Origin of the sequence: Streptomyces sp. NBC_00158 (genome assembly GCF_045160885.1) — a bacterium.
Taxonomy (GTDB): domain Bacteria; phylum Actinomycetota; class Actinomycetes; order Streptomycetales; family Streptomycetaceae; genus Streptomyces.
The window spans coordinates 26937-38776 of sequence record NZ_CP108161.1 but is presented as its reverse complement, the minus strand read 5'-3'; the positions used below and the strand labels follow the sequence as shown (position 1 = coordinate 38776).

Below are 11840 nucleotides of genomic sequence, written 5' to 3'. Positions count from 1 at the left end.
CGTGACGACCCGTGCCCCCCTGCTGCGCCTCGCCACCGCCGGCTCCGTGGACGACGGCAAGTCCACTCTGATCGGACGCCTCCTCCACGACTCCCGGTCCGTCCTCGCCGACCAGCTGGAAGCCGTGGAGCGGGCCTCCGCCGACCGTGGCCGCGACACCTGCGACCTCGCGCTCCTCACCGACGGCCTGCGCGCCGAACGCGAACAGGGCATCACCATCGACGTGGCCCACCGCTCCTTCGCCACCGCCCGCCGCCGGTTCATCCTCGCCGACACCCCCGGCCACGTGCAGTACACCCGCAACATGGTCACCGGCGCGTCCACCGCCGACCTCGCCGTGGTCCTCGTCGACGCCCGCAACGGCGTCACCGAGCAGACCCGCCGCCACACCGCCGTCGCCGCCCTCCTGCGCGTCCCGCACCTCGTCCTCGCCGTCAACAAGATGGACCTCGCCGGCTACGACGAGGGCGTCTTCGCCGCCATCACAGCCGAGTTCACCGCCTACGCCACCGCCCTCGGCCTCCACGACATCACCGCCCTGCCCCTCTCCGCCCTCGCCGGCGACAACGTGGTCGAACCCTCCGCCCACATGGACTGGTACGACGGCCCCACCCTCCTGCACCACCTGGAGACCGTCCCCCTGCACGACGGCCTCACCACCGGACCCGCCCGCTTCCCGGTGCAGTACGTGATCCGCCCGCAGACCCCCGAACACCCCGACTACCGCGGCTACGCGGGCCGCGTCACCTCCGGCGTCCTGCGCGTCGGCGACCCCGTGACCGTTCTCCCCTCGGGCCGCACCACCGTCATCCAGGGCATCGACGCGCTGGGCGAGCCCGTCGACACCGCCTGGGCCCCCCAGTCCGTCACCCTGCGCCTCACGGACGACGTGGACGTCTCCCGGGGCGACCTCATCGCTCCCGCCACAGCCGCGCCCGCCCCCACCCGGGACATCACCGCGACCGTCTGCCACCTCCACGAACGCCCGTTGCGCACCGGTGACAGGGTCCTGCTCAAGCACACCACCCGCACCGTCCGCGCACGGGTCGAGAAGGTCGCGTACCGGCTCGACATCAACACCCTCCAGCAGCACCCCGCCCCCGACGGGCTGAACGCCAACGACATCGGCCACGTGGTGCTGCGCACCGCGGAGCCGCTCGCGATCGACGCGTACGCCGACCAGCGCGGCACCGGATCGTTCCTGCTGATCGACCCGGCCGAAGGCACCACCCTCACCGCCGCCATGGCAGGCCGGCCGTGACCGGCGCACCCGTGCGCGTCGCCGTGATCGGCGCCGGAGCCGCCGGAACCCTCACCGCCGCACACCTCCTCCACCGGGCCGCCGCGCTCCGGGCCGCCCTGGAGGTATCGCTGATCGACCCGGCCGCCACCACCGGCCGGGGCCTGGCCTACGCGACCGCCTCCCCGCACCACCTGCTCAACGTCCCCGCCGCCCGGATGAGCGCGCACCCCGACCGGCCGGGGGACTTCACCGCCTGGCTGGACCGCCGCGCACCCGGCGTCCACACCCCCGCCGACCACGTACCCCGGGCGCTCTACGGCGCGTACCTCGCCGACGTGCTGGCCGATGCTGCCTCGGCGCCCGGCCCGGCGCGGCTGCACCGCGTCCACGAGCGGGTCGTGGACGTACGCCCCGCCGGCGGCGGCCTGACCCTCACCCTCGGCTCCGGGACACCGCTGCGCGCCGACGCGGCCGTCCTCGCCCCCGGCAACTCTCCGCCCGGCCAGGCATGGGCCCCGGCCGCCCTGCGCCGTTCCCCCCGCTACCTGCCCGACCCCTGGGCGCCGGGCGCCCTCGACGCCCTGCCGGGCGAAGGACCCGTCCTCCTGGTGGGCACCGGGCTGACCATGGTCGACGTCGCCCTCACCCTCACCCGCGCCGGCCGCACCGTACGGGCGATCTCCCGGCACGGCCTGCTGCCCCAGCCGCACACCGGCTCACCCCTGCCCACCGCCCCGCCCCCGACCCCCGACCCGGGCGCGGGCCTCCGGCAACTCCGCCGCGCCCTGCTGAGCCACGTCTCGGCCTGCCGCCGCGGCTACGGCGACTGGCGGGTCGGCATCGACAGCCTGCGCCCGGTCACCGCGGAGCTCTGGCAGCAGCTCTCCCTCACCGACCGGATCCGCTTCCTGCGCCACCACCAGACCCTGTGGAACGTGCACCGCCACCGCATCCCCCCGGCCACGGCCCGCGCCCTCCGGCAGGAGATGGCCGCGGGCCGGATCGGAGTCACCCAGGGGGAGGTGACCGACGTGCGGGAGGCGGCCGACTCCCTCACCATCCACCTCCGCGACGGCCGCACCCTCCACGCGGGCACCGTCATCAACTGCACCGGCCCCGAGGAGGACGTCCGCCGCCTGGACGACCCCCTCATCACCGCCCTCCTCGCCTCCCGCCTGGCCACCCCCGACCCCACCGGCCTCGGCTTCCGCGTCACCCCCACGGGCCGCCTCCACCCCGCCCCCGGCCACCCGCCGTCGCCCCTCTGGACCCTGGGCTCCCTCCGCCGCGGAGCCCTCCTGGAATCCACCGCCATCCCCGAACTCCGCACCCAGTCCCACGCCCTCGCCACCACCCTCCTGGGAGCGCCGCCGCCAGCGAAGCCGCCCCTGCCGCAGCCCGCCCTGCGGGCCGGGACGTAGGAGCAGCCCTTCCCGCCCCGACGCGGGAAGGCCTTGGGCAGCTGCCCGACGGCGTCGACCAGGTCCGCTGGCACGCGGTACTCCCGCTGCCGGCCGAAGGCCAGGGGCAGTTCCAGTCCTTGTCGACCGCGGCGAGCGTGGCCTCCCAGGTCTCCTCGTCTGGCCCCCACACGCTCCCCTGAGCGCAGGGCCTCGCGCCGCTCGGTCAGGAGGTGGTCGCCGCACAGCCAGGCCGACCAGACCCGGGCCTCCCGCGAACGCGGAGACGGGGCCCGGATCTCACACACGTAGATCCGAACCCCGCGAAGGTGCCCCGCTCGATCGCCCCGGACAGCCTGTGCCGCCGCCAGGAACCGCGGAGTTCGCGGTCAGGCAGAGCCGGAAGCCCGCCGGCATGCGGGCGCTGTCGTGGATCGCGGCCCAAGGTCACCGGCGGTTCCGTGGGCCTCGTCCACGATCGCGTGGTCGAGGCCCGCCTGCCGGCCGTGCAACCTCCAGCAGGCCGCACCGGTGCCGAACGGCTGCCTGTTCAGAACCGGATCTACTGCTGGTCGTCGCCGGTCTTGAAGTCGATGAGGACGTCGCCGTTCGACTTGTGCAGCAACAGGGTGGAGTCGGTCGCCCCGAAGGTGAGGTAGGCGCCGTTCTGGCCCCACGTCTTGGTGTCCCAGAGCGCGCCGCCCTTGCCCTCGCCGCCGTCCTTCTTGTACGTGACGAGGTTGCCGTCGTTCTGCATGCGGGTGTAGGCGCCGGGGCTGTAGTTCCAGAAGCCGCGGCCGTAGTCCTTGCCGCGGTAGAACACCGCGAAGTAACCGCGGTTGTCCTGGGCGAGGATGGAGTTGGCGGCCGACATCCAGGTGCCGCGCTCCAGGTTCTGACCACCTGTGAGCGTGTTGTTCCCCACCTTCCAGGTCCTGGTCGACCAGGCGGCGGAGTTGTCCGCGCGGTAGACGACGAGGTTGGCGTCGTCCTGGAAGTCCAGGTGGCCGTTCGGGTTGCCCCAGGTGCGGGAGCTCCACAAGGCCCCGCCCTTGGTCGGGCCGCCGTCCTTCTTGTAGACGACGAAGTTGCCGTCCGCCTGGAAGAGCGCGTACGCACCCGTGTTGCCGTAGGTGCCCGAGGCCCACAGCTCGGCGCCGGCCTTGTGGTCCAGGACGAGGTTGCCGTCCGGCTGCATGTAGAGGAAGCCGTTCTCGGTCTCGATGTACTCGTTCGAGGCGAGCACGTCGCCCGGATTCAGCGAGACGTTGGCCGTCGCGGCGAGGGCCGTCGCACGCTGCTGGTTCTTGGCGGCGCTCTTGGCCGGGACACCACCCTGCGGCTTCTTGACCGCGACCTTGACGGCGGCCGGGGTGTCGGTCTTGCCACCGGCGGCCTGGGCCGCCGGAGAGGCGAGTACACCCACCGAGACGGCGGCGGCGAGCACACCCGTCCAGGCGGCACGCTTGCGGTTGAAGTCCATTCCTTACCCCCCATGTGGAAAACGTTCAGTTGAACGCGTTCGATTCAACGGCGATCAGTCTGTATGCGCTCTACTCGAAAGGCAAGCCAATAACTTTCCGGCACGGACAGCACCCTTGCGGTGCCGGACCGCCGTACCGGAAGTGACTGCCCCACCTCTCCCTGTGCGCAGTCGGCGTACGCGGTGGCCCCGTCCGAAGAGCCCCGTCGGGTACAGGCATTGCTCGGCTGGTGGGTCGGCGGGGTCCAGCAGGCCTGCTGCGGCCATGTGGACGAAGGCGGTTCCGGTGAGGACACAGGTGGGTGTGCGTGTCCGGAACACGGGCGCGGTCCGTTCAGGGGCGGGCGGGCGGAACCGCACATGCCGGGGCTCCGGCGGCCGGGTGACGGCGACGACGAGTCGCTACCTGCCAACCGGCACGGTGGGCCCGTACGCGTGAGAACGCGTACGGGCCCACCGTCATGTCAGGCGTCAGGCGTCAGGCGTCCGGCGCCGCAGCATCAGATCAGGACCTGTGAGAGCACGCCGGCGGTCGCGGCGGCAAGGGCGAGGACTGCGGCGAAGGCTGCGCAAGCGCGGGCTACGGCGGCGGGGTAGGTGACGCCGTCGAGGCGGGCGAGCACGCCCGCGGCAGCGCCGGCCAAGAGGGCGAGCACGACGACCAGGGCGATGGTGAGCAGGGCGACGGCGATGCGGTTCACGGCGATCTCCAAGCAGAGGTCGGGGTGTTGACGTGACCGACTTTCCTGGAACCGGTGTGCAACGCGGTTCACGTGGACAAAGCTGTACACCTGGACAACTGCTGCCGGACTCCCGACGCAGGGGGGGGCGAATGGGCACGGAGAATCCTGGGCCTCAGGAGGCACTCGTCGAGCTACGCAGGCGGGTGCACGACAGACGAATCAACAAGCGGATGACAGCAGCCCGGCTAGCCGAACTGGCGGGGGTGAGCCGCACCACCCTCCACAACTTCGCCAATGGGGCTGTACCGAGGGAAAGCACGGTCGTGGCACTGGGCAAAGTGTTGGGTATGGACGTGAACGCCTTGCGCGAACTGCGCAAGGTCGCGGCTGGGCGAGCCGAGGGAGCGGCGAGAGCGGGGCGCCTCCTCAGGAGCACGGTTGTCGGGCGGCCCGCCGTGCCGGCCCCGGCGCCCGCCGAGGACCGTCTGCTGGCGCTCTTCCAGGCCGGGTCAGCCGTCGGCAGTGCTCTCACGCTCCAGCTGACCGCGTCCGGTCGGTTCGAGGACTTCCTCGGCGCGCTTCGCCGGGTCGGTCTGAGCGAGGCCGAAACCGCACAACTGCGTGAGGTCAGGACCCTGCTGGAGCAGATTGACCCTCCGGGCAGGGACACCCTGATCGCGTGCGGGCACGTGGTGGAGGGAGTGGTCGGTCTGGTGGAGGAGCGGACCACACGCGCCGAGTTCCGCTGGTTCGAGGTCGGCAAGCTCCTGCAGGGAATCGCCCTCTTTTCCGCGATGGCGTGGCCAGAGGATCCGGACCTCGACGAAGCGCGGACCGAACTGTTCTACCTCAGCGATGCCGTTGACATTCCCGAGGAGCTACGCGCCGAGGTGAAGAACTACTGCCGAACGGAACTGCCCACCGCTGAGCAGAGGGAGATGCTCGGGGAGGCGGAGCGCCTCAGCCGGGCCTTCCACGCGATCCGGCTTACTGCCCGCTGACCACCACCCCGTGGGGCGGGCCCGTAGGCACCCGCGGCCTATGGGGTGTCGTCGCACACCGGGCGCGGTGGGGCTTGCGCGACCACCTTCCGCCAGTAGTCGGCCTCGGCGCCCGCTCCCCTGGTCGCGGGCTGGATCAGCGTGGCGGAGGTGGTGGTTCCTGGATGGGCCTGGAGGTCTCCGGGGCCGATCGCGACGACGTACCGGCCGCCCGGCTCCATCATCACCTCCCGGTTCGACGTGGCCACTTCGAAGGACCCCTGCGAGCCGCCCGGCCTGACGCGTTGGGAGACACCGATGGCGGGGGCGAACTGCCCCTTCACCACCTCCACGACCTTCACGGGGGTCGTGACCAGATCCGGGTTGTCGGCGCCCACGGCTTTCGGGTCGTGCACGGTGGCCCCCGTCGCCTCGACCACCGCGATGCCCTGCGAGCTGGTGGCCACCTCCATGTCCGTTCCCGTCTCGGCCGCGCAGAGCCTCCCCGAGTAGGCCGGAGCGCCGCCCTCGTTTGGCCTGTCCGGCGCCCTTCATCCTGGCGATGTTGAAGCGGATGTAGTCCGTGGCGGCGATCCCGCCCCCGGTGGTTCCACTTCGCGGCCGCCGTCGAAGTTCAGCTTCCGACTCCGTGATGTGCGCTCGGGACTGGCTCTTGGGGGCGGAAGGTGCGGCGGTAGGTGTCGGGTGGGACGCCGACGCTGCGGTGGAAGTGGCGGCGCAGCGTGGTGGCGGTGCCCATGCCGGTAGCCGTGGCGATGGTGTCGACGGTGGCGTTGGTGGTTTCCAGAAGTTCCTGGGCGTGGCGGATGCGCTGGGTGTGGAGCCACTGCAGCGGTGTGGTGCCGGTGAGGTGTTTGAAGTGGCGGGCGAGGTGGCGTGAGCTCATCCGGGCCCGGCGGGCCAGGTCCTCCACGGTGAGCGGTTGGTCCAGTCGCTCCAGCGCCCAGGGGAAGAGTTCGCCCAGGGGGTGGTTGCCGGGCTCCGGCAGCGGGGTGGCGATGAACTGGGCCTGGCCGCCGTCGCGGTGGGGTGGGATGACCAGGCGGCGGGCGATCTTGTTGGCGTTGGCCGCGCCGTGGTCGAGGCGGACCAGGTGCAGGCACAGGTCCATGGCGGCGGCCTTGCCGGCCGAGGTGAGGACGTCGCCGTTGTCGACGTACAGGACGTCGGGGTCGACGGTGGCCGCAGGGTGGCGCCGGGCCAGTTCCCGGGTGTGTGCCCAGTGGGTGGTGGCGCGTCTGCCGTCGAGCAGTCCGGCTGCGCCCAGGATGAAGGCGCCCGTGCACAGAGAGGCCACGCGGGCGCCGGCCTCGTGGGCAGTACGCAGCGCCTGGACCAGGTCGGCGGGCGGTTCGCGGTCGGTGTCGGCCCAGCCGGGGACGATCACCGTGTCGGCGTGCGCGAGCTGGTCGAGTCCGTGGTCGGGCTCCAGGCGGAAGCGGTCGACGTGCACCGGACCGCTTCCGCAGACGGAGAAGTCGTACCAGGGATCCACGATGTGGGTCAGATCGGCGCCGAAGACCTCGAGGGCCACGGAGAGTTCGTAGTGGAGCATGCCGTCGGTGACGGCCAGCACGACAGAGGGCATGTCCGAAACTGTACGCGTCATGTCGTTTCCGACGCTCGTGCGTGGGGCTGTCGCGAGGACAGGATGTGGGTGTCAGGCCGCGGCGGATCGACACTGCGGCGGGGTGGTTCGAGTACACGGGAGCAGTCTCATGGGGTCAGGTCAGCTGGTGGCGGTGTTCGGCGCGTACGGTCACACCGGCCGGTTCGTGGTCGCGGAGCTGGCCGCGCGCGGGTACGTCCCGGTGCCCTCCGGGCGCAACGCCCAGGCCCTGCGGGAGCTGGCCGACGAGCACGGCCTTGAGCCCCGGCCGGCGACGGCCGAGGACGCGGCGTCGCTGGACCGGGCCCTGGCGGGCACGGTGGCGGTCATCAACTGCGCGGGCCCCTTCGCGACGACCACCGGTCCCGTGATCGAGGCCGCGCTCCGTGCGAAGATCCCGTACCTGGACGTGGCCGCCGAGCTCGAGGCCAACCTCGACACCTTCGCCCACTACCGGGACCGGGCCCGAGAAGCGGGCGCGGTGATCGTCCCGGCCATGGCCTTCTTCGGCGGCCTCGGCGACCTGCTGGCCACTGCGGCGATGGGCGACTGGACCGCAGCGGACGAGGCCCACATCGCCTACGCGCTCAGCAGCTGGCGCCCCACCGCCGGCACCCGCCTGTCCGGTGCCGTCTCCCGCGAGCGGCGCGGGGACGTCCGCCTGCGCTACAGCGGCGGGCAGTGGGAGCGCCGCACCGATGCCCCGCCCACCCTCCGGTGGACCTTCCCGGAACCGATGGGGGTCCGGGACGTGATCGGGGAGTTCACGATGGCGGACGTCGTCACCGTTCCCCAGCACCTGTCCATCCCCGACGTGACCACCTACATGACCGTTGAGGCGGTCCGGGACGTCGCCGCCCCCCACACACCGGCACCGATCGCCGCCGAGGAGGACGGGCGCTCGGACCAGACCTTCCTCGTCGACGCCGTCGTACGCTCCGGCGGAGTCGAACGCCGGGCGACGGCCGGCGGCCAGGACATCTACGCCGTCACCGCGCCCCTGGTCGCCGAGGCCCTCGAACGCGTCCTGACCGGCCGCACCAAGTCCACGGGCGTCGCCTCCGCCGGAGAGATCTTCGACGCAGCGGACTTCCTGCACGCACTCGCCCCGCACATCGCACTCGACCTCCACCCGCATGGCGCCTGACCGCGGCGCCGCACGACGCAAGACCACTTCCACGGGGCGCATACGCGGACCGGCCCGGTCGACTCACGGGCGGCCGGCCGAGTCGCCCCGGGGCCGCTGTCCGCCGTAGTGGACGAACATCGGGGTCTGGCGGGTCCGGCCGCGCTCCCGTTGCCGCGCGATGCGCTCCCGCATCGTCTCGTACAGCGTTGACGGCGCGTCCGCGTCCCAGGGCCTGACCTCGCGCAGCGCCTCGATCAGCTGGAGGGAGAACAGCCCGCCCCTGCCGGGCTCCTCGACCGCGCCGTTCTCCGGCCCGCTCGCCATGTAGACGTACTGACGGCGGCGCGGGTGCGGGCGTCCGGGGAGGTCGTCCCCGGGGTTGGGGGGTTCAGAGCGGCCCCCCTCCTCCTCCTCCTCGACCCGGGCCCCCGCGGTGGCGCAGGCGTCGATGAACCAGAACTGCTCGTCGCACGTGCTGACCTGCGGGGAGCGGAAGCGGCCGAGCAGGTCGGTGAGCGAGACGTTCGTCCCGGCGGTGTCATCAGCGGTCAGCAGGTACTGCGAGCCGTCCGCGTCCATCGTGCCGTGTCCGCTCCAGAAGACCAGGAGGAGGTCCGCGTCGGTGCGTGCGGCCGTCTCCTGGAGCAGGGCCCTCATGACGTTGGCGGTGGTGGCTTCGCGCGTCGGTACACCCATCCCCTCCGTCACCTCGAAGTTGTCCTCCACGGGCGAGACGAGCGCCGTGATGTGGTCCGGCGGTACGCCTTCGGAGAGCAGCCACTCGGTGATGCCCCTGACGTCGTGCGCGGGGCCGTCCAGGTCCAGGCGGTGATTCTCGGCGCCGTACGCTTCGACCCCGACGACGACCGCGTACGTGCGGCTCCGGGGCAGTGGCCCGGGTGCCGCGACCGGGGGCACGGCGGCCGTCGGCTGCTCCAGTGCGGGGTCGTTCCAGAGCAGGGCGAGGGGGGCGAGTGCCCCCGACTCCAGCCATGCCCGCCGGTGGAGGGCCAGAAGGCTCTCGGGCAGGCTGGTCTCCATGGCGAACAGGAGGTTCACGTACTCCCGGAAGCGCGTCCCGTCCCCTTCCTCACGGCTCCAGACCACGACGGGGATCCCCTCCGCCTGGGCGATCCGGAACTGCTCGTCGTAAAACGGGTCACTGATCGGGGGGTGGTCGACCACGAGGCACATGAGCTGTTCGTCGGCCCGCAGCGTGCTCACGAGCGCCGACGAGGTGAACCCGTCGCCCGGCCAGTGCACCTCGTGGGGACGGACCCGCCCGCCCGCCCTGAGCAGGCGTTCCCAGCGGTCGTGCCCGGCGTGCGGCTCACGGTCCGCCAGGGTGGACCGGAACACCACGGGGTGGCGCAGTGCGTGCGGCTCGCTCCCGGGGCCGGCCCACGTCTCGAAGAGGAAGCCCAGCAGTTCCCAGGGCACGTCGAGCGTGATCGTGCTTCCGGGTGCTTGCGGGCCGAGCGCCGCCCAGCCGTCCATGGTGCTGGTCACCAGGCTCTGCATTTGCCGGAACCCCGGGACGTGTTCCGAGGCGGTCAAGCGCCGGTCGCCGAGCGTCCGGGCCTCCACCGTGTAGGCCCTCGGGTCCGCCACGCTGTTGCCGATCCGGATCCACAGTCCGTCCTGCGGGAACGGACGGGCCGTCACCGCCTCCGGCGGGGCGGGCTCCGGCTCCGCGCCCAGCAGACGCAGCACGGCCCTGCTCGCCGCCGCGAACGGCGGGAGCCCGTCCGGGATGCGGGCCGTGCCCCGCTCGGCGGCGACCGCGACCGCGTGGCCCGTGCCCCGCGTCGCCTCCGCGTCGGCGAAGCGGCTGAGGGCGAAGTAGACCTGCCAGGCGTCCTCCGCCGACAGGGACGTACGCAGCTCCTCGCGCACCCCGGGCCGGAACCGCAGCCGCAGCTCCCCGGACTCCGTACCGGGGACGTGCTCGAAGAGGTCGCTCACCACCAGCTCGGCGAGGACGTCCACCCCCGAGCCGGGCTCCATCGCCGCCTGCACCGCGCGCAGGACGGGCAGCGACAGCTCGGTCTGGGGACTGCACAGGACGGCCAGCCGGCGGGCCTGCGGGGACGAGACCCGGCGGAAGGCGTCCACCAGCAGCTCCGCTTCCGCGATAGGGAGCTCTGCATCCGGGTCGGGGTGCGGGTATGGGTAGACGTACGGGTAGTCGTACGGGTCGTCTTCGTCCTGCGGCTCGGGCGGGCGGCCGTCCGGGGGGATCAGGACCCCCTCGCAGGCCGCCTCCCCCACGGCCATCAGCGTCCCGGCCCAGGATTGCGCCGCCGCGGCCGAGATCCCCGCCACCGGGCAGGGCAGCCACGGGCCCGTCACCTCCGGGTAGGCGGCCGCGAGGAGCCGCCGCAGGCCGTCGGGGACCCCGGCGGCCAGATCGGCGGAGCGGGCGCCGCGTCCGCGGGCCGCGAGGGGCACCACGGGACCGTCCAGGCCGGTGTGGGGCCACAGCGTGCGCGGGAGGGGGTTGAGCAGGACGGTGGCCGTGGACCGGGTCCAGTCGCGCAGCATCCGCCAGGTGTCCGGGGCGTGCCACCCGTCCGCGACGCAGTCGGAGAGCACGAGCAGCAGCGCCCGGCCCCGCGGTTCCCGGAGCAGCGCGTGCGGTACGGGCCCGCCGGCCGGGCCGTGGAGGACGGGTGCGCCGTCCGGGCCGGGGTGCAGGGTCCAGCGGCGCACGGTGCTGAAGGCGCCCAGGCGGCGCAGCAGGACGTGCAGGTCGTCGGCCGTGTCCCGCCAGACCTGCATGGAGGGCGAGGCGTCCACGACCAGGTCGAGCCGGAACCAGCGTTCGGGCAGGGCGGTGAACACCGGGGTCAGCTCGTCGGTGCGCGCGTACAGGGTGACGGTGGCGTCGACGTCCAGCCCGACTTCCCGGCCGCCGGGACGGCGGCGTCTGAGCGGGCGCAGGGCCCGGGCGAGGGCGGGGCCGTCGGGCAGGGCGCTGCCGCGCCGGACGCGGCCGGTGACGGCGGCGAGGGTGCCGGGGCCGTCGGGGACGCCGTCCGTGTCGTAGGTGCCGGGTTCCGGCCGGGAGGGGTACGGAGCGAGCGGTTCCGGAGTTCCTTCCGGGCCGGCTGGGTCCTCGGACGGCTCCCGGCCGGGGGCCGGCACGGCAGGGGCGCCGGCCGGGTCCGGGGGTCCGGTCGGGCCGGCCGTGTCCCCCATGGCGCGGGCCAGCCAGAGCGCGTCGGCGAGTGCGACGACGTCGACGTCGGCGCCGGCCCGGCGGAGTCCGCGGATGAGGGATTCGAGCATG

Annotated in this window: 9 protein-coding genes; 4 read left to right on the top strand and 5 right to left on the bottom strand. The window is 73.0% G+C overall.

What is annotated here, in order from left to right:
- Window position 1 precedes the first annotated feature (1 nt).
- Complete coding sequence (locus tag OG553_RS00170) at window positions 2–1261, top strand: sulfate adenylyltransferase subunit 1 (RefSeq protein ID WP_405976930.1); 1260 nt, start codon at window positions 2–4, stop codon at window positions 1259–1261.
- Complete coding sequence (locus OG553_RS00165) at window positions 1258–2664, top strand: FAD/NAD(P)-binding protein (protein WP_405976929.1); 1407 nt, start codon at window positions 1258–1260, stop codon at window positions 2662–2664. The genes OG553_RS00170 and OG553_RS00165 overlap by 4 nt, the downstream gene beginning before the upstream one ends.
- 541 nt (window positions 2665–3205) lie before the next feature.
- Here the strand turns inward: OG553_RS00165 and OG553_RS00160 are convergent.
- Entirely contained in the window at window positions 3206–4126 is a 921-nt protein-coding gene (locus tag OG553_RS00160; RefSeq protein WP_405976928.1) for a hypothetical protein, read from the bottom strand.
- Between the two features lie 500 nt (window positions 4127–4626).
- Window positions 4627–4827, bottom strand: a complete 201-nt coding sequence (locus OG553_RS00155; protein ID WP_405976927.1) for a hypothetical protein — start codon at window positions 4825–4827, stop codon at window positions 4627–4629.
- A gap of 131 nt (window positions 4828–4958) precedes the next feature.
- Here OG553_RS00155 and OG553_RS00150 point away from each other — a divergent pair, with 131 nt between their 5' ends.
- Entirely contained in the window at window positions 4959–5810 is an 852-nt protein-coding gene (locus tag OG553_RS00150) for a helix-turn-helix transcriptional regulator (RefSeq protein ID WP_405976926.1), read from the top strand.
- Window positions 5811–5848: 38 nt separating this feature from the next.
- Here the strand turns inward: OG553_RS00150 and OG553_RS00145 are convergent, their stop codons facing one another.
- Window positions 5849–6262, bottom strand: coding sequence for a hypothetical protein (locus OG553_RS00145; RefSeq protein WP_405976925.1), 414 nt, complete (start codon window positions 6260–6262; stop codon window positions 5849–5851).
- A gap of 161 nt (window positions 6263–6423) precedes the next feature.
- The gene (locus OG553_RS00140) at window positions 6424–7398 is read right to left on the bottom strand and encodes a helix-turn-helix domain-containing protein (protein ID WP_405976924.1); all 975 of its coding nucleotides are present in this window, start codon (window positions 7396–7398) and stop codon (window positions 6424–6426) included.
- Between the two features lie 130 nt (window positions 7399–7528).
- On the opposite strand from OG553_RS00140, the gene OG553_RS00135 reads away from it, so the two are divergent.
- Window positions 7529–8566: a saccharopine dehydrogenase family protein gene (locus OG553_RS00135; protein WP_405976923.1), complete on the top strand. Its 1038-nt coding sequence runs from the start codon at window positions 7529–7531 to the stop codon at window positions 8564–8566.
- Between the two features lie 63 nt (window positions 8567–8629).
- On the opposite strand, the gene OG553_RS00130 is transcribed toward OG553_RS00135, so the two are convergent.
- Window positions 8630–11839, bottom strand: a complete 3210-nt coding sequence (locus OG553_RS00130; RefSeq protein WP_405976922.1) for an SAV_2336 N-terminal domain-related protein — start codon at window positions 11837–11839, stop codon at window positions 8630–8632.
- Window position 11840: the final 1 nt, after the last annotated feature.